Source organism: Sphingomonas sp. CCH15-F11, from assembly GCF_001557005.1.
Lineage (GTDB): Bacteria > Pseudomonadota > Alphaproteobacteria > Sphingomonadales > Sphingomonadaceae > Sphingomonas.
In genome coordinates this window covers 1-17,400 of the sequence record NZ_LSKG01000165.1, presented here as the reverse complement: position 1 = coordinate 17,400, position 17,400 = coordinate 1, and the positions used below count along the sequence as shown (strand labels likewise).

Sequence of the window (17,400 nt, the reverse complement as noted above, 5' to 3'; positions counted from 1 at the left end):
CGATCAAAGGGCTGAGGTGTCGATCCTCAGCCCGGCGACCGTGGCGGCTTCTATCGCGTCGCCGAAGGGATGGGTGGTGGTGACGCCATAGGTTTCGCCGGTGGGCGTGGTCATCCGGTAAATGATCCGCGCGTTGACATCGACAACCCAATATTCGGCAACGCCGGCCATGGCATAGACCCCGGCTTTCGCATCAAGGTCGAACCGGACCGTCGTGTCGGCGACTTCCACGATCAGCCGGACGGTACCGCCGGGAATCGGCCCCTCGCCCCGTGGCTCGGTGGTCAAAATGATGTCGGGCTGCGGTTCGCTATGGGCCGACAAGGTTATCGATTGGTCGGTCGCTACATGTACGTCGAGCGCCAATGTCTCCAACGCTCGACGCATTCGGTATGCGAGCTCATCCTTGGCATAACCGTGCGGCCGATATTGCGGGCTCATCGCGTAGATATCGCCGTCGATGAGTTCGGTTCGGCCATAGGGTTCCAATTCGTGCGATCGTTGAAGCAGCCCGTAATCTTCCACCCGCAGCTTGATTGGAACGGATGCATCCGATTCGGGTTCGTCGGGTTCCTGTCGGGGCACGCCGCTAATTTCGCCGTCCAGAAGTTCGGACTTTTCATACGCAGCGAAGGCGCCCGAACGCTTCAACGTCAGGAATGCGGAGCAGGTCAGCTTGACCGGCAGTCGCTTCTCGAATTGAACATGTGCGTTCATGCGGTGAAGGTACCGCGTCCGGGTCAATAAGTCACGATCTTGACCCGCTGGCCCGGCGTCAGCGCGGCGTTGGCCTGCAGCCCGTTGAGCACCAGGAAGCGTTCGAGGCGATTGTCGTCGAACACCATCCGGCCGGCGAGCGACTGGACGGTGTCGCCGCGCCGAACGGTGACGACGCGCAGATATTTGGCGCGGACCTGTGCCGCCTGCGCCGGGGTGAGCGTGCGGAACGAGCCGACCAGCGATTCGAGCGCGCCCAGCCCCCGCCCGGCGGGGGTGATGAGCGTGAAGTGGAAGGCCTGGCGCTGGCCGGTCGCATAGGCGAAAACGGTCGCGTCGACGGGCGTGCGGCCGCTCGATGCGCGGATCGTCGCATAGGCGGCGGGAATGCCGTTGACGGTGGTGCGCGCGACGCGGACGTCGGGCAGGCGCGCGTTGCCGCCCCCCAGCGACTGCATGACCGCGCGGACATAGCCGTCGAGATCGCCCGAATAGGGCGCGGTCGTGAACTCGGCCTGGCCCTGCTGGCCGGTGATCGTCACCGACCAGCTGCCGTTCTGCATCTGATAGCCCTGGGGGACGGTGAAGCCGATGCGGAAGACGGGGTGAAGGAATTCGCGGCCCTGAATGATCCCCTGCTTGGGATTGTCGCCATAGACCATGCCGTCGATCGCGTTCAGATAGGCATCGCGGTTGCGCGGCAGGGTGGTGCCGCCGACGCGTGCGGCGTCGGCAAGCGCGGCGCGAACGCGCGACTGGGGATCGGGGTGCGTGCTCGCCCAGGCGGGTGCCGAGCGGACATTGCCGGCTATGCGCTGGTTGAGGGTCGATTGCGCCGACAGGCTGCCGAGCATCGAGGCGAGCGAATCGGTGTCATAGTCCGCGCCGGCGAGGTAGCGCACGGCAAGCCGGTCGGATTCGGTTTCCTGGCTGCGCGAATAGCCGAGCGTGTCGAGTTGCGCGCCGGCGCCGACCGCGCGGGTGGCGAGGTTGCCGATCGTCGAATCGCCGAGCACCGCGCCCGTCACCATCTGGCCCAGCACGCCGAGGATCGTGTTGCGCGTGGCGCGCTGCTGCCGGCGTTGGCCGTGGCGGGCGGCGACATGGCCGACCTCATGGCCGAGCACGGCGGCGAGCTCGGCCTCGTCGTTCATCAGCGCCATCAGGCCGCGGGTGACGTAGACATAGCCGCCGGGCGTGGCGAAGGCGTTGTCGATCGGGCTGTCGAGCAGAGTCACGGTGAACTGGCGCGGATCGGCGGAGAGGCCGCTTTCGACCGCAACGCGACGCGCGATGGTTTCGACATAGCGCGCCTGGGGTCCATCGTAGCTGCCGCCGAACTGCGCGATCAGCTGGGCGCTGGCCTGCTCGCCCTGCTGGCGCTCCTGCGCACTGATCGGGGCGACGCGCAGCGGCAGGTCCTGCTGGCGCTGGGCGCGGGCGGTGCCGTCGTCGAGATTGGCGGCCAGCAATGCGGCCGGCGCGATCCCCGCGGCGAACAGCCATTTGCGCATCATGTCGTTTCCTCCCGAAATCCCGTTCAATCGGTGGCAGGAATGGCCGATGACCGGGATCGTTCCACTGGCGACGCGATTCCGGCCCGGCTGACGAGCAGGATCGCGACCGTGCTGGCGATGAAGCCGGGCACGATTTCATAGAGCCAGCCGCTCCACCCGAGCGCAATCCAGCCGATCACGACGAGCGCGCCGACGACGATGCCGGCGAGCGCGCCGTTGCGCGTCATCCGGGGCCAGGTCAGGCTGAGCAGAATCGCAGGGCCGAATGCCGCACCGAAACCCGCCCAGGCATTGGCGACGATGTCGAGTACCGAGCTCGACGGGTCGCTCGCCAGCGCGATGGCGACGAGCGCGACGGCAAGCACCGACAGGCGACCGGCGCGGACCAGCTCGCGCTGGCTCGCGTCGCGGCGCAGGAAGCGGCGGTAATAATCCTCGGTAATCGAGCTGGAGACGACGAGCAGCTGCGACGAGATGGTCGACATGATCGCCGCGAGGATGGCCGCGAGCAGGAACCCGGCGATCCACGAACTGAACAACAGCCGCGACAACAGGATGAAGATGGTTTCGGGATCGGCGACCGCGATGCCGTTGCGCGTCGCATAGGCGAGGCCCGCAAAGCCGACGCCGAGCGCACCGATCAGGCTGACGATCATCCAGCCCATGCCGATGCGCCGCGCGACGGGCAGGTCGTCGACCGAGCGGATCGCCATGAAGCGCACGATGATGTGCGGCTGACCGAAATAGCCGAGCCCCCACGCGAGCGCCGAGATCACGCCCAGCAGGCTCGCATCGCGGAACAGGTCGAGCCGGGCGGGATCGACCGAGCGGACGGCGGCGACCGAGGCGTCCCAGCCGCCGGCCAGGTCGAGCGCGACGACGGGCACCAGCACCATCGCCACGAACATGATCACCCCCTGGACGAAATCGGTCAGGCTGACTGCCAGGAAACCGCCGAACAGCGTGTAGGCGACGACGACGCCCGCGGTCAGCCACACGCCGAACGCATAGGGCTGGCCAAACGCGCTTTCGAACAGCTTGCCGCCGGCGACCAGCCCCGAGGCGGTATAGACGGTGAAGAACAGGATGATGACCGCCGACGCGATCACGCGCAGCGGATCGCCACCCGCGCCGAACCGCTTGCCGAGGAAATCGGGGATAGTCAGCGCATCGCCGACGCTGACCGTCTGGGCGCGCAGCCGCGGCGCGACGATCCGCCAGTTGAGATAGGCGCCGACCGTCAGTCCGACCGCAATCCACGTCGCCGACAGGCCGGTCGCGAACATCGCGCCGGGCAAGCCCAGCATCAGCCAGCCCGACATGTCGGAGGCCCCCGCCGACAGCGCGGTCACCGCCGGGCCGAGCGAGCGCCCGCCCAGCATATAGCCGTCGATGTCCGACGTCGATTTGCGCCATGCATAGACGCCGATGCCCAGCATCAGCGCGAAATAGACGGCAATGGTGACGATTTCCCCGGTGCGCATGGCCACGGGCTAGCAGCATTCGGCCCCGCCGCGCCAGAGCGCGAGCGGAACTCAGGCAGTGAAGCGTTTGGTGAACCCCTTTGCCCCGTTGAGCTCGCCCGGCGCGGTCTCGACATTGTCGACCTCCGCACTCGCCGGGCCGGTGCGGCATGCGTCGACCAGCGCCGCCAGCGCCGCATCCTCGCCCGACGCCAGGATCTCGACCCGCCCGTCGCGCAGGTTGCGGACCCAGCCAATCAGGCCCAGCCGCTTGGCGGTACGCACCGTCCAGTCGCGAAAGCCGATCCCCTGAACCCTGCCGGACACGTAAATCAGCTGTGTTGACGCCATCACCTTACTCTCTTCACGAACACGCGGCCCCCCTCGCGCCGCTCGGTCTGGAAATTGGGGACGGCTTCGATCAGGTCGGAAAGCCGCGCATAGCCGTAATTGCGGGTGTCGAAGCTGGAGCGATTGCCCGCGCGCTGGCCGACTTCGGACAGGCTGGCGAAACCGCGCTCGTCACGCCGGGCCGCATTATAGGCATCGACGATCAGCTTCACCAGTTCGGCATCGATCGGCGTCGGCTGCGCCTTCGCGCCTTCGACCGGGGCTGGCGCGGCCGTCCCGGGGACCGCGGGCGCGGCGCTGTCGATGAGCGCGGACACGTCGATGAAGCGGGTGCATGCCTCGCGAAAGCCCTCGGGCGTCTGGGCGCTGCCGAAGCCGTAGACCGGCAACCCTTCCTGCTTGATGCGCAGCGCCAGCGGCATGAAGTCGCTGTCCGACGACATGATGCCGAAGCCGGTTACCCGGCCGCGCCACAACAGGTCCATCGCATCGATCGTCATGCGCATGTCGGTCGCGTTCTTGCCCTTCGTCACGTCGAACTGCTGGAAGGGTTCGAGCCCGTGGCGCAGGGTGAGTGCGGCCCAGCCCTTGAGCGCGGCCTTGCTCCAGTTGCCGTAGACGCGCCGGATGTTGACGGTGCCCAGTTCGGCCAGGACATTGAGCACCGGGTCGATATAGGCGGGCGATGCGTTGTCCGCGTCGATCAGCAACACGATGTTGCCGCCCGGGGTCGTGCCGTTGCGTATGCCCTGTTCCATCCCGTCCGCTGTAGGGCAGGGCGCGCAAAGCACAAGCAGCGCACGGCCACGTCCGCCGATGCTTTGGCACGGCCAGCCGAGCGCGCGGTCGCCCGGCGGCTCAGGGATAGCGGATGTCGATCACCTCATATTCGCGCTCGCCCGCGGGCAGGGTGACGCGGCGCAGGTCGCCCACCGCGGCACCGCGCAGCGCGCGCGCGATCGGCGCGTTCCAGCCGACCTGGCCGGCGCTCGTGTCGGCCTCGTCATCGCCGACGAGCGTGAGGACGCGGCGGGCGTCGTCCTCGTCCGCGATGGTTACGGTTGCGCCGAACCAGACGCGGCTGCGGTCGGGCTGCTGTGCCGGATCGACGACGCGCGCCGCCTTCATCCGGCGGGCGAGCCAGCCCAGCCGCCGATCGATCTCGCGCAGGCGCTTTCGCCCATAGATATAGTCGCCATTCTCCGAGCGGTCGCCGTTGCCCGCCGCCCAGGAAATGGTCTCGACCAGCTGCGGGCGTTCGGTGGCGAGCAGCGTGTCATATTCGGCCTTGAGCCGTGCATAGCCCGCCGGCGTGATATAGTTGGGCGGCGCGTCGCTCATGCGATCCGCTTGCCGAAGCTGATCCGCGGCTCCTCGCCATAGCCCAGCCGTTGCCAGAAGCCGGCGGCGGGATTGCCGGCGCGCACCTGAAGATTGACCTTGGCGCAGCCGAGCGCCGCCAGCCTCGCCTCCGCTGCGCGGACCAGGGCCGCGCCGATGCCCCGGCCGCGATGTGCGGGGGCGACGGCGAGCTTGTAGAGCCAGCCGCGATGCCCGTCCCAGCCCGCCAGCACGGTGCCGGCGAGATGCCCGTCGACCACCGCGATCAGGAACAGCTCGGGATGCACGCCGGCCTTCGCCGCGATAACGGGCGCGGCCGCACTGTAGGGCGGATCGTCGGGGAACACCTGTCGCCACAGCGCCTCGACATCGTCGAAGCGGTCGGGGGTATAGACCTGAATGTCGATCAAGCTCAGCCCGGACGCTGCTTGCCGAGATACCAGGACAGTTGCGCGGTCCCGCGCGATCGCGCGTACGCCGGGTGCATCAGGTCGTAGACGACCGCGTTTTCCAGCACGCGCTGGACATAGTTGCGCGTTTCGAAAATCGGAATTGCCTCGATCCAGTCGATCATGTCGACGCCGGGCATGCGCGGATCGCCGTTCGCCTTGATCCATTTGTTCACGTTACCCGGCCCGGCGTTGTACGCGGCGACGGCGAGCGGGTAGCTGCCGCCGTAATAATCCAGCATCCGCTGGATATAGCTGGAGCCGAGCTGGATATTATAGTCGGGGTTGCTGGTCAGCGCGCCGACATCATAGCCGAGCCCCAGCTTGCCCGCGGTCTCACGCGCAGTGCCGGGCATCAGCTGCATCAGGCCGCGGGCACCGGCGCGGCTGACGGCGGCGCGGTCGAACTGGCTTTCCTGACGCGCAATGGCGTGGATGATCGTGAAATAATCGCGCTGGCTGTCGGGCAGCTTGACCGACGGGAAACCGGCGGCGCTGTGCGCGGCGAGCCCGTTCAGCTGGGCGGAACGCCCGACCATCACGCCCAGGTCGAGCCGGTCGATGCGCCGGGCAAATTCGGCGGCGAGCGCATGATCGGCGGGCGTGGTTGCATCCTGCGCGATCCGGCGGACGAACAGGCTCTGGTCCTGGCGGTTGCCGGTGCGCCCGAGATATTCGGTGGCGCGCACGATTTCCCGATTGAGGAACGCGGTCCGCGTCGCCGCGTCGATGCCCGCCGTGCTGCTGGGCGGCGGCGCCTTGAGCGGCATGCCGGTGCGTTCGGCAGCGAGCTGGCCGTAAAAGAGATCGGAATAGGCCGCCGCCTGGGCGTAATAGCCATTCGCGGTGGCGCGATCGCCCGCCGCCTCGGCCGCGCGCCCGGCCCAGTAAAAGCCCTTTGACCGCGTTTGCGGCGTGCGCGAACCGCCGGCATAGCGCGCGAACATGCCGATCGCGTCATTTGGCCGGCCAAGCGATTTCATCGCGGTCTGCCCGGCCAGCCAGACCAGGCTGGTATAGTCGTCGCGCACGCCCAGCGACTGGGCGCTGACATCGGTGCCGGCGGCGAAGGCGTCGTCGACCTGGCGCGCGATCTCATAGGCGACCGTATATTGCCGGTCGGCCGCCGCCGCGCGCGCCTGGGTCAGCAGGACCTCGTACCATTTCTCGATATTGCCGGGCAGCGCGGTCAGGCGGCGCGGCTGCGCAAGATAGGCGCGCGCCGCCGCGCTCTGGCCGGCGTTGCGCAGCCAGGTCGCGCGATCCGCGATATAACCCGCCTCATTGCGCCCGGCATTGTCGACGGCATCGCCCAGCACCGCGGCATCGGCGGCGTTGGTACGGAAGGCGAGCCGCGCGGCAAAGGTGGCGCGGCGCGCGGGGGAGGTGAGGGCAAGCTGACGCTGCCCGGCGCTGGTCGCGCCCTGCCACAGCAGCGCATCCATGCGGGCGTCGTGGTCGGCGGGTCCGATCGCGCCGGCAAAGCCGCCGATCAGCCGCGCCTCGTCCGCCGTGCGCAGCACGCCCAATCGCCACGCCTGTCGCGCCTGATCGCGCGCGGCATCGCTGCGCCCGCCGGCCTGCAAGGCTTCGGCGTAGCGCAGATGCCCGGCTGCGGTCAGCGGCGGAAAGCGTTCAAAGAAGCGCGTGACGAGCTGGGGCATTTCCGCCCCCGAGCCCAGGATCGTCTCCGCCGCGGCACGCCGGCTGCGCTCACCCGGCCAGCCGGGATGCGCGAGCAGGAAATTGGCATAGTCGCTGAACGGCCAGTTGTCGGATTGCTGGAGCCGCTTCCACTCCGCGATCGGCGCAGCGATCGGGTCGGCAGCGATCGGCTGGACGACCTCACGGCTGGCGGCGGGGACCGGCGCCGGCACCATTTGCGGGGGCAGCAGCAGTTCCTGCATCCCGGTGGCGATCGGTGCCACCACCGGGGCGACCGCGCGCTCCATCGCCTGCCCGCTGAGCGCGAGCCCCGAAATGCCTGCGGCCACGATGCCGCCCTTGATCACCAACGCCACCATACTGGACATGATACGTCATCTCCGACTATCTGCCAGCCCTCTTTTCCGCTTTTGTTCGGAGTCTGATCGCCCCCATGTTCACCGGCTCGATCCCGGCGTTGGTCACGCCCTTCCGCGACGGCGCGTTCGACGAGCCCGGCTATCGCGACCTGGTCGACTGGCAGATCGAAAGCGGGTCGTCGGCGCTGGTGCCGTGCGGCACCACCGGCGAGGCGGCGACGCTGACGATGGCGGAGCATTTCCACATCGTGCGCGTCTGCGTCGATCAAGCCGCCGGCCGGGTGCCCGTGATCGCGGGCGCGGGATCGAACGACACGCGCGTGGCGATCGGCAACATCCTGGCGGCGCGCGAGGCGGGGGCGGACGCGGCGCTGATGGTGCCGCCTTATTACAACCGCCCCAATCAGGAAGGGATTTTCCGGCATTTCGAGGCGATCGTCGCGGCATGCGACCTGCCGATCGTGCTTTATAACGTCCCCGGGCGGACGGTGACCGATTTCGCGGTCGAGACGATCGCGCAGCTGGCGCACAGCTTTCCCAGCATCGTCGGGATCAAGGACGCGACCGGGGCGATCGCACGCGTTTCAGCGCAGCGTGCGGCGTGCGGGCCGGAATTCTGCCAGTTGTCGGGCAATGACGACATGGCGCTCGCGTTCAACGCGATGGGCGGGGTGGGGTGCATCTCCGTCACCGCCAATGTCGCGCCCGCGATGTGCGCGGCATTCCAGACCGCGTGCCAGGCGGGGAATTATGCCCAGGCGCTGACGCTGCACGACCGGCTGTTCGCGCTGCATACCGCGCTGTTCAGCGACGCGTCGCCCGGGCCGGTCAAATATGCGCTCGGCCGCGTGCGTCCGGGCTTTCCGACCGAGCTGCGCCTGCCGATGACGCCGCCGGGCGAGGCGAGCCGCGCGGCGGTGGACGCGGCGCTGGTGCTGGCGGGGCTGGTCTAGGCCCCCAATAGCCCCCCCGAGAGACCCGTTCGTGTCGAGCGAAGTCGAGACACGTTTCCGAGCGAGCGTGCGTTTCTCGACTTCGCTCGAAACGAACGGAGAGGCTTCTTCCAGATCGGCGAGGAAGTTGGTCTGAAATAGCCGGGGTGGGTGCGAGGCCGCGCATAACCCCGCTTTCAATCCGCTGCGGCAGCGCCTATGTCGCGCCTCCCATGGCTCGCCCGCGTCCCGCCACGTTCGACAAGGTCAAGACCGTCGCCGAAAACCGGCGCGCGCGGTTCGATTATGCGATCGAGACGGTCTATGAGGCCGGCATCGCGCTGACCGGAACCGAGGTGAAGTCGCTGCGCTTCGGGAGCGGATCGATCGCCGAATCCTATGCCGAGGTGAACGACGAGCAGGTGTGGCTGGTCAATTCCAACATCCCGGAGTTCAGCCATGGCAACCGGTTCAACCACGAGCCGCGCCGGCCGCGCAAATTGCTGCTCCACGAGCGCGAGATAAACAAGCTGCACGGCGCGGTCGCGCGCGAGGGGATGACGCTCGTTCCGCTGTCGATCTATTTCAACAGCCAAGGGCGCGCCAAGGTCGAGCTGGCGCTCGCCAAGGGCAAGAAGGCGCACGACAAGCGCGACGCGATCAAGGAACGCGACTGGAAGCGCGAGCAGCAGCGGCTGCTCCGCGACCGGGGTTGAGCCGATGACCGCGCCCGCGCGGCCGGGCTGGTTCGCCCGGCTGAAATCGCTGCTGCCCACCCGCGAGCAGATCGAGGCGGTGCGCTGGCTGCGCCCGGTGGCGCATCGCGTGCTCGCGCCCGTCCTGTGGCGCTTCACCCGCCGGTCGGTCCCGCGCGGCGTGGCACTGGGCGTGATCGTCGGCATCCTGGTGCCGGTGGCGCAGACGCCGATCTCGGCGCTGTTCGCCTTTCCGTTCCGCGCCAACATTCCGGTCGCCGCGGCGACGACGTTCCTGACCAATCCGCTGACCACGCCGCCGATCTGGGTCGCGGCCTACTGGGTCGGCCGCTGGATCCTGCGTCTCGACGCGCAGGTGCCGGGCAATCCGATCTCGACCAGCATGGCGGCGGATGCGAGCTTTCTCGACTGGCTGCTGGTCGAGGCGGGGCCGGCGACCGCGACGGGGCTGGTCGCGCTGGCGCTGGGCGGGGCGATCGTCGGCTACGGGCTGGCGGTGCTCGGCTGGCGGTGGTGGATCGTCCGCAAGTGGCGGCGCAGCCGGCGGCAGGCCCCCCGGCGCGATTGACTGAGCGTATCAGTGGGCTAAGACAGCGGCATTCACACCAGATGGGGATGCCAATCCATGCGTTTCACCTGTTCGTTGCTCGCGCTTGCCTCCACCGCCGCGCTGGTCGCGGGCTGCACCACCGGGGGCGTGACGACGCTGGGTGCGGCGGCACCCGCCCCGGTCGCGCCGGGCGCACCCGCCGCCGAAATCGGCACATTCGGATTCGATGCTGCCGGCATGGACCGCAGCGTCGCGCCCGGTGACGACTTCTATGCCTATGCCAACGGCAACTGGGCGAAGAACACGCCGATCCCCGCCGACAAGTCCAATTACGGCATGTTCACCGTGCTCGACGAGCTGTCGAAGACGCGCACGCGCGCGATCCTCGAGGAGAGCAAGGGCGACGCCACTTCACGGATCGGCATGGCCTATGCCGGTTTCCTCGACCGCGCGGCGATCGATGCCAAGGGGCTGGCCCCGATCAAGCCGTGGCTCGACAAGATCAAGGCGCTGAAGGACAACAAGGCGGGCTATGCCGCGCTGGTCGCCGAAGCACAGCGCAACGGCGCGGGCGGACCGTTCAGCGGCTATGTCGGCCCCGACGACAAGCAGCCCGACATCTATGCCGCCAATCTGGGCCAGTCGGGCCTGGGGATGCCCGACCGCGATTATTACCTGTCGACCGACGCCAAGCTGGTCGAGACGCGCAACGCGTATCTGGCGCACCTGACCAAGGTGCTGACGCTGGCGGGCGAGGCCAACGCCGCCGCACGCGCCAAGGCGATCCTGGACCACGAGACGAAGATCGCGACCGCGCACTGGACCCGGATCGAGAGCCGCGACGCCGACAAGACGTACAACAAGCTTTCGCTGGCCGAGCTGGCCAAGCTGGCCCCGGGCTTCGACTTCCCGACCTATCTGAAGGCCGCGGGCACCAATGTCGACAGTGTCATCGTCGCCCAGCCGAGCGCAGTCGCCGGCATCGCCAAGGCGATTTCGGAGGCGCCGGTAACGGTGCTGCAGGACCAGCTGATCGTCCGGTCGCTCGACAATTTCGCCGCGGTGCTGCCGAGCGCGTTCGATGCGGAAGCATTCAACTTCTATGGCACCACCCTGTCGGGCACGCCGCAGCAGGAGGAACGGTGGAAGCGCGCGGTCGATTTCGCCACCGGCGCGCTGAGCGACGAGGTCAGCCAGGTCTATGTCGCGCGTTATTTCCCGGCGTCGACCAAGGCGGCGGCGGACCAGCTGGTCAAGAACGTCACCGAGGCGATGGGCAAGCGCATCGACGCGCTCGAGTGGATGGCGCCGGAAACCAAGGTCAAGGCGCGCCAGAAGCTCGCCGCCTTCACCCCCAAGATCGGCTATCCCGACAAGTGGCGCGACATGTCGGGGCTGAAGATCGTCGCGGGCGACGCGTTCGGCAACGCGCTGCGCGCCAACCAGTGGGAATATGACTACAACATCCAGAAGCTGGGCCAGACGATCTACAAATGGGAGTGGTTCATGACCCCCATGACGGTCAACGCCTATGCCAATCCGGTGATGAACGAGATCGTGTTCCCGGCCGCGATCCTGCAGCCGCCCTTTTTCGACCCCGACGCGGACCCTGCGGTCAATTACGGCGGCATCGGCGCGGTGATCGGACACGAGATCAGCCATCATTTCGACGACCAGGGCCGCAAATACGATCCCAACGGCGCGCTGACCGACTGGTGGACCGAGCAGGACGTCGCGCGCTTCACCGCGCTGACCGATCAGCTGGTCAAGCAGTATGACGCCTATGAGCCGCTTCCCGGCAAGCGGGTGCAGGGCAAGCTGACGCTGGGCGAGAACATCGCCGACCTGGCGGGACTGACGGTGGCGTATCAGGCGTACCAGGCGTCGCTGGGCGGCAAGCCCGCGCCGGTGATCGACGGCTTCACCGGCGACCAGCGTTTCTACCTGGGCTGGGCGCAGATCTGGCGGCGCAACTATCGCGAGCAGAATCTCGCGCAGCGGCTGCTGACCGATCCGCATTCGCCGTCGGAACAGCGGGTTGCGGTCGTGCGCAACCTGGAGCCGTGGTATGACGCGTACAAGCCCGCGGCGGCGAACAAGCTGTACCTCGCGCCCGCGCAGCGCGTGCGGATCTGGTAACCCGCGAGATCGGCCCGCCCCGATCGGATCAGCGGTGATCCGGGCGGGGTGAAGCCGCTTGACCCGCGATGCCGGGCGCAAGACAAGCGTCCGGCATCATGGCATCGCTTCCCGAACCTTCCCCCCCGATATCGTCGCGCGGTGCGTGGCTGATCGCGCTGATCGGTGCGCTGCTGGCGGCGGCGATCGTCCTGTTCGCGCTGCGCAACCCGTTGATCGCGGCCGGTTTCGGCGCGGCCGGCGTCTGTGTCGGTGCGATCGTGCTGGCCATCGCCAACCATGCCCGCCGCACGCCCGCCGCGCCGACCGCGATCACCGACTGGTCGATCGTCCGCACCATCGCCGACGCGAGCGACCACGCCATTGCCGTAACCGACCGCAGCGGCACGCTCGTTTGCGCCAATCCCCGCTTCGCCGACCTGTTCGACAGCTATGCCGCCCCGCCCGAGCTGCCCGTCGACGGGGAAGGGCGCGCGGCGCTGCGCGAAGCGGTGCGGACCGCGTGGCGCGACGGGGTGGCCGAACCCGTCGCGATCGAGCGCGAGGGGCGCCGGTTCCAGGTCAGCCTGTTCCGCGCGGGCGACCATGCGCTGGTGTGGCGCTTCGTCGGCACCGCCGCCGCCGACCTGGCCAGCCAGTTCGCCGCCCTTGTCAGCGGGCCGATGGGCGATCGCCTGGGCGCGGCGGGCATCATGGTCGTGCTGATCGAGCCCAATGGCCGGATCCGCGCCGCCAACCGCGTGTTCGGGACACGCGCGACGGGAAGTGCCGAAACATCCGCCGAAGGCCGCGACTTCGCCCGGTTCCTGACCGCCGATTCGCGCGGGCTGGTGCGGTTCGAGCGCGAGGGGATGGAGGGCAACCCGCTGCGCGTCGTGCAGCTGCCGCTGCTCGAGGGCGACAACATGCCGATGCCGGTCGCCATCCTGGACGACGAGGAGCCCGGCCCGACGGTGCCCGCCAGCGGATCGGCGGCGGTCGGGCAGCTGCGATCGCTGATCGCGATGCTGCCGATCGCGATCGCGCTGATCGACCGCGATGGGCGCTTCGTCCACATGAACGAGGGGTTCATGCGGGTCGCGTCGATCAACCCCGACGCGCCGCCGCTGTACCCCAGCGACCTGGTCGTGCGCGACGACAAGGCGGCATTGTCCGACGCGGTGCGGCGCTTTGCCAACGGGGCGGCCTATTCCACCGACATGGCGGTGCGGCTGAAGGACCGGCCCGACGATCCGGTGGCGGTGATGCTGGCGGGGGCGCGCGGGCTGGGCGATGCGGCGGTGGTGCTGGCGGTCCGCGACAGCGGCGAGGAATCGACGCTCAAGCGCCAGATCGCCCAGGCGAACAAGATGCAGGGCATCGGCCAGCTCGCCGGGGGCATCGCGCACGATTTCAACAACATCCTGACCGCGATCATCGGCCATTGCGACCTGATGCTGATGCGCCACACGCCGGGCGACAGCGACTATGACGACATCCAGCAGATCCGAGCCAATTCCAACCGTGCCGCGAGCCTGACCCGCCAGCTGCTCGCCTTTTCGCGCCAGCAGACGCTGCGCCCGCAGGTGTTGCAGCTGCCCGACATCATTTCGGAGGTGTCGAACCTGCTCAAGCGGCTGCTGGGCGAGACGGTCGACATGGTCGTCCAGCACGGCCGCAACCTGGGCCTGGTGCGCGCCGACCCCGGACAGCTCGAGCAGGTGGTCGTCAACTTGGCGGTCAATGCGCGTGACGCCATGCTGGCGAAGAACCCGCAGGGCGGCGGCACGCTGACCATCGAGACGATGGGCGTGCCCGCATCGCAGGTGCGCGCGATGGACGAGGATGTCCTGCCGATCGGCGATTATACGGCGCTGCGCATCTCCGACACTGGCACCGGCATCCCCCCCGACGTGATGCCCAAGATCTTCGAGCCGTTCTTTACGACCAAGGAGGTCGGCAAGGGCACCGGACTGGGGCTGTCGACGGTCTATGGCATCGTCAAGCAGTCGGGCGGCTACATCTTTGCCGAATCGGTGCCGGGCGAGGGTTCCGCCTTCACCATCTATCTGCCCGTCCATGCCGCCGACACGCCGGGCAAGATCAGCGCCGCCGTGCGCGGTCGCGAAAAGGCCGCCGACATGTGGGGCACCGAGACGATCCTGCTGGTCGAGGACGACAGCATGGTGCGTGTCGTCGCGCAGCGCGGCCTGGGCCGACAGGGCTATACCGTACTGGTCGCCGAAAATGGCGAGGCTGCGCTCGAATTGCTGGAAACATGTCCGCGCCCGGACCTTTTGATCTCCGATGTGGTAATGCCGTCAATGGACGGGCCGACGATGGCCCGGCATGTGCGTGAGCGATATCCCGACCTGCCGATCCTGTTCATGTCGGGTTATGCGGAGGAGCAGCTGCGGCGTTCGATCGACCTTGACAACGTAACGTTTCTGCCGAAACCCTTTTCGGTACAACAGCTTGGCGAGGCGGCACGCGACGTGTTGCGCGGCAGCTAGAACAGATCGGGCATCGCCCGCGGTGGAGAAGGCGGGAAGATGACGAAACTGGAGCGCATATTGATCGTGGAGGATGAGCCGCTCATCGCCATGATGCTCGAGGATTTCATCGACGTGCTCGGCAAGCAGGTCGCCGGCGTGGCCGACACCGTCGAGGACGCGCTCGCGCGGATCGATGCGGGCGACATCGACGCGGCAATCCTCGACCTCCATCTGCGCGGCGGCGAGCATAGTACGCCCGTGGCCGAGCGGCTGACCCGCGCGGGCATCCCGTTCATCGTCTCGACGGGCGGCAGCGGCGAGATGATCGGCGGCGGCCGGCACCCGGTGCTGGCCAAGCCGTTCACGCTCGACGCGGTCGGCGCGGCGTTCGACCGCCTGACCGAGAACATGACCGCCGGAAGCTGAATTGGTCGCATCGCCGGAGGGACCGCGACGACCATAAGTTCCCCACTTGTTCTCGCGGAACAAAGCATATACAACGTCGCCAGCGCATTGAACGTTTCGCGCGCTTGCTCTAGCGACGGAGGCTCCGCATGGCGGCTCAGCTCAAGGTGATTGATAGCAAGATGGCAGTCTCCAACGACAGGCAGAAGGCGCTCGACGCCGCGCTCGCCCAGATCGACCGCGCATTCGGCAAGGGTTCGGCGATGAAGCTGGGCAGCCGCGAGAAGATCGAGATCGAGGCGATCTCGACCGGCTCGCTCGGGCTCGACATCGCGCTCGGCATCGGCGGGCTGCCGCGCGGGCGCGTGGTCGAGGTGTATGGTCCGGAAAGCTCGGGCAAGACGACGCTGGCGCTGCACGTGATCGCCGAAGCGCAAAAGATGGGCGGTACCGCCGCGTTCGTCGATGCCGAGCACGCGCTCGACCCGGTCTATGCCAAGAAACTGGGCGTCAATATCGACGAGCTGATCGTCTCGCAGCCCGATACCGGCGAACAGGCGCTGGAGATCACCGACACGCTGGTGCGATCGAACGCGATCGACGTGCTGGTCGTCGATTCGGTCGCGGCGCTGGTGCCGCGTGCGGAAATCGAGGGCGAGATGGGCGACAGCCATGTCGGGCTGCAGGCGCGGCTGATGTCGCAGTCGCTGCGCAAGCTGACCGGATCGATCAGCCGATCGCGCTGCATCGTCATCTTCATCAATCAGCTGCGCATGAAGATCGGCGTGATGTACGGCAATCCCGAGACAACGACGGGGGGCAATGCGCTCAAATTCTACGCCTCGGTCCGGCTCGACATCCGCCGCACCGGCCAGATCAAGGATCGCGACGAGATCATCGGCAACACGACGCGGGTGAAGGTGGTCAAGAACAAGGTGGCGCCGCCGTTCAAGCAGGTCGAATTCGACATCATGTATGGCGAGGGCGTGTCGAAGATCGGCGAGATCCTCGACCTGGGCGTCAAGGCCGGGCTGGTCGAGAAATCGGGCGCATGGTTCAGCTATGACAGCATCCGCATTGGCCAGGGACGCGAGAACGCCAAGAATTTCCTCAAGGAGAATGCCGAGGTCTGTGCCCGGCTGGAAGCCGCGATCCGCGCGCGTACCGACAAGGTCGCCGAGGAATTGATGGTCGGCGGGCCCGAAGACGAGATGGAAGACGCCTGATCACGCGCGCCCGGCCGTGAAGGGACGGGGCGCACGCGACGCTGGGGTCAGCAAAGGACAGTCGGCATTTCCGGCTGTCCTTTCGCTTTGGGGCGAACCCGGTTAGCAGGTCGGGGCCGTCATCACCGGGGAACGCCATGACCATCGTCGTCCATCACCTCGAAAATTCGCGCTCGCAGCGCGTGCTCTGGCTGCTCGAGGAGCTCGGGCTGCCCTATGAGGTGCAGCGTTATGCACGCGATGCCGCGACGATGCTGGCGCCGCCCGCGCTGCGCCGGGTCCACCCGCTGGGCAAGTCGCCGGTCATCCAGGACGGCGACACGGTGGTCGCGGAAACCGGCGCGATCGTCGAATATCTGGTCGACCGCGCCGATGGCCGACTGGGTGCGCCCGCGCATCGCGACTCCGCGCTGCGCTACCGCTATTTCCTGCATTATGCGGAAGGGTCGCTGATGCCGCCGCTGCTGGTCAAGCTGGTGCTGAGCCGGGTGCCGCTGATGGGCAAGCCCGCGATGAAGCGGATCCAGCCGATGATCGACGTCCATCTCGACTATGTCGAGACCGAGCTGGCGGCGCGGCCCTATTTTGCCGGCGACCAGTTCACCGCCGCCGACGTGATGATGAGTTTTCCGCTCGAGGCGGCGCGCAGCCGTGCCGGGCTCGACGCGTCGCGCCCGGCGACGATTGCGTGGCTGGACACGATCCACGCCCGCCCGGCCTATCAGGCGGCACTGGCACGCGGCGGCCCCTATGCCTATGCGTGAGGGGTTAAGACACTCCACCTGAGTGCAGTTTACCGAAGCGCGCGTGTCGTGGCGGGGCTTTAGAGCAAGATGACTTTGCTCGGAATCAACGTTCGTCACCCCGGCCTTGTGCCGGGTCCCGCGAGCCGCGCAGTCCCGACGGTTGTGACGTGTAGCTCCGTGGACCCCGGCACAAGGCCGGGGTGACGAGGAAGTCGCTGGAGAGCGGGTCGATCTAACGTCATCAGGCTTTAGGGTCGGCAGCGTCTCGCAGTTTCCCCGCGGCCTTTGCGGGCTTGCCGATGCCCCCTGCACGGCGGCGCGGGCGACACGCAAACCGCGCGCGCGTGGGA

The 17,400-nt window shown here is 67.8% G+C and carries 16 protein-coding genes; 8 read left to right on the top strand and 8 right to left on the bottom strand.

The window, feature by feature from the left end; all coding sequences use genetic code 11:
* Window positions 1-3: 3 nt before the first annotated feature.
* The 8 genes from AX709_RS16580 to AX709_RS16545 all read right to left on the bottom strand — a co-directional run bounded on the left by AX709_RS16580 (window position 4) and on the right by AX709_RS16545 (window position 7,862).
* The gene (locus tag AX709_RS16580) at window positions 4-717 is read right to left on the bottom strand and encodes a Uma2 family endonuclease (RefSeq protein ID WP_066551026.1); all 714 of its coding nucleotides are present in this window, start codon (window positions 715-717) and stop codon (window positions 4-6) included.
* A gap of 23 nt (window positions 718-740) precedes the next feature.
* The gene (locus tag AX709_RS16575) at window positions 741-2,234 is read right to left on the bottom strand and encodes a M48 family metalloprotease (protein WP_066551025.1); all 1,494 of its coding nucleotides are present in this window, start codon (window positions 2,232-2,234) and stop codon (window positions 741-743) included.
* Window positions 2,235-2,257: 23 nt separating this feature from the next.
* Window positions 2,258-3,718: a sodium/proline symporter PutP gene (putP, locus tag AX709_RS16570; RefSeq protein WP_066551021.1), complete on the bottom strand. Its 1,461-nt coding sequence runs from the start codon at window positions 3,716-3,718 to the stop codon at window positions 2,258-2,260.
* A 51-nt stretch (window positions 3,719-3,769) separates the two neighbouring features.
* Window positions 3,770-4,048 (bottom strand): acylphosphatase, encoded by a 279-nt coding sequence (locus AX709_RS16565; RefSeq protein WP_066480976.1) that lies wholly within the window; start codon window positions 4,046-4,048, stop codon window positions 3,770-3,772.
* Complete coding sequence (locus AX709_RS16560; protein ID WP_066551018.1) at window positions 4,048-4,806, bottom strand: NYN domain-containing protein; 759 nt, start codon at window positions 4,804-4,806, stop codon at window positions 4,048-4,050. The genes AX709_RS16565 and AX709_RS16560 overlap by 1 nt, the downstream gene beginning before the upstream one ends.
* Window positions 4,807-4,906: 100 nt before the next feature.
* Window positions 4,907-5,389 (bottom strand): transcription elongation factor GreB, encoded by a 483-nt coding sequence (greB, locus tag AX709_RS16555; protein WP_066551016.1) that lies wholly within the window; start codon window positions 5,387-5,389, stop codon window positions 4,907-4,909.
* Complete coding sequence (locus AX709_RS16550) at window positions 5,386-5,799, bottom strand: GNAT family acetyltransferase (protein WP_066551014.1); 414 nt, start codon at window positions 5,797-5,799, stop codon at window positions 5,386-5,388. Before AX709_RS16550 ends, greB begins: the two co-directional genes overlap by 4 nt.
* Window positions 5,800-5,801: 2 nt before the next feature.
* Window positions 5,802-7,862 (bottom strand): lytic transglycosylase domain-containing protein, encoded by a 2,061-nt coding sequence (locus AX709_RS16545; protein WP_066551012.1) that lies wholly within the window; start codon window positions 7,860-7,862, stop codon window positions 5,802-5,804.
* A gap of 74 nt (window positions 7,863-7,936) precedes the next feature.
* On the opposite strand from AX709_RS16545, the gene dapA reads away from it, so the two are divergent.
* From dapA to AX709_RS16505, 8 genes are all read left to right on the top strand, one after another.
* Window positions 7,937-8,815, top strand: coding sequence for a 4-hydroxy-tetrahydrodipicolinate synthase (gene dapA / locus AX709_RS16540; protein WP_066551010.1), 879 nt, complete (start codon window positions 7,937-7,939; stop codon window positions 8,813-8,815).
* A 212-nt stretch (window positions 8,816-9,027) separates the two neighbouring features.
* Window positions 9,028-9,510, top strand: a complete 483-nt coding sequence (gene smpB / locus AX709_RS16535; protein WP_066481008.1) for an SsrA-binding protein SmpB — start codon at window positions 9,028-9,030, stop codon at window positions 9,508-9,510.
* Window positions 9,511-9,514: 4 nt separating this feature from the next.
* Entirely contained in the window at window positions 9,515-10,078 is a 564-nt protein-coding gene (locus AX709_RS16530; protein WP_066551008.1) for a DUF2062 domain-containing protein, read from the top strand.
* Window positions 10,079-10,135: 57 nt separating this feature from the next.
* A complete protein-coding gene (locus AX709_RS16525) occupies window positions 10,136-12,199 on the top strand; it encodes a M13 family metallopeptidase (RefSeq protein WP_066551005.1) in 2,064 nt (687 codons plus the stop codon).
* A gap of 98 nt (window positions 12,200-12,297) precedes the next feature.
* Window positions 12,298-14,691: a hybrid sensor histidine kinase/response regulator gene (locus AX709_RS16520; protein WP_066551003.1), complete on the top strand. Its 2,394-nt coding sequence runs from the start codon at window positions 12,298-12,300 to the stop codon at window positions 14,689-14,691.
* Window positions 14,692-14,730: 39 nt separating this feature from the next.
* Window positions 14,731-15,099, top strand: coding sequence for a response regulator (locus AX709_RS16515; RefSeq protein ID WP_066480963.1), 369 nt, complete (start codon window positions 14,731-14,733; stop codon window positions 15,097-15,099).
* A gap of 128 nt (window positions 15,100-15,227) precedes the next feature.
* On the top strand, window positions 15,228-16,304 hold the full coding sequence (gene recA, locus AX709_RS16510) for a recombinase RecA (protein WP_066480960.1): 1,077 nt from the start codon (window positions 15,228-15,230) through the stop codon (window positions 16,302-16,304).
* Window positions 16,305-16,441: 137 nt separating this feature from the next.
* On the top strand, window positions 16,442-17,068 hold the full coding sequence (locus AX709_RS16505; protein ID WP_066551000.1) for a glutathione S-transferase family protein: 627 nt from the start codon (window positions 16,442-16,444) through the stop codon (window positions 17,066-17,068).
* The last annotated feature ends 332 nt before the right edge of the window (window positions 17,069-17,400 follow it).

Bases quoted from the DNA above. Each gene is read 5' to 3' on its own strand.
- AX709_RS16545 (WP_066551012.1), bottom strand. From the start codon at position 7,862: ATGGTGGCGTTGGTGATCAAGGGCGGCATCGTGGCCGCAGGCATTTCG.
- AX709_RS16560 (WP_066551018.1), bottom strand. From the start codon at position 4,806: ATGGAACAGGGCATACGCAACGGCACGACCCCGGGCGGCAACATCGTG.
- smpB (WP_066481008.1), top strand. From the start codon at position 9,028: ATGGCTCGCCCGCGTCCCGCCACGTTCGACAAGGTCAAGACCGTCGCC.
- AX709_RS16580 (WP_066551026.1), bottom strand. From the start codon at position 717: ATGAACGCACATGTTCAATTCGAGAAGCGACTGCCGGTCAAGCTGACC.
- AX709_RS16565 (WP_066480976.1), bottom strand. From the start codon at position 4,048: ATGGCGTCAACACAGCTGATTTACGTGTCCGGCAGGGTTCAGGGGATC.
- AX709_RS16530 (WP_066551008.1), top strand. From the start codon at position 9,515: ATGACCGCGCCCGCGCGGCCGGGCTGGTTCGCCCGGCTGAAATCGCTG.
- dapA (WP_066551010.1), top strand. From the start codon at position 7,937: ATGTTCACCGGCTCGATCCCGGCGTTGGTCACGCCCTTCCGCGACGGC.
- AX709_RS16505 (WP_066551000.1), top strand. From the start codon at position 16,442: ATGACCATCGTCGTCCATCACCTCGAAAATTCGCGCTCGCAGCGCGTG.
- AX709_RS16525 (WP_066551005.1), top strand. From the start codon at position 10,136: ATGCGTTTCACCTGTTCGTTGCTCGCGCTTGCCTCCACCGCCGCGCTG.
- greB (WP_066551016.1), bottom strand. From the start codon at position 5,389: ATGAGCGACGCGCCGCCCAACTATATCACGCCGGCGGGCTATGCACGG.
- AX709_RS16515 (WP_066480963.1), top strand. From the start codon at position 14,731: ATGACGAAACTGGAGCGCATATTGATCGTGGAGGATGAGCCGCTCATC.
- AX709_RS16520 (WP_066551003.1), top strand. From the start codon at position 12,298: ATGGCATCGCTTCCCGAACCTTCCCCCCCGATATCGTCGCGCGGTGCG.
- recA (WP_066480960.1), top strand. From the start codon at position 15,228: ATGGCGGCTCAGCTCAAGGTGATTGATAGCAAGATGGCAGTCTCCAAC.
- AX709_RS16575 (WP_066551025.1), bottom strand. From the start codon at position 2,234: ATGATGCGCAAATGGCTGTTCGCCGCGGGGATCGCGCCGGCCGCATTG.
- putP (WP_066551021.1), bottom strand. From the start codon at position 3,718: ATGCGCACCGGGGAAATCGTCACCATTGCCGTCTATTTCGCGCTGATG.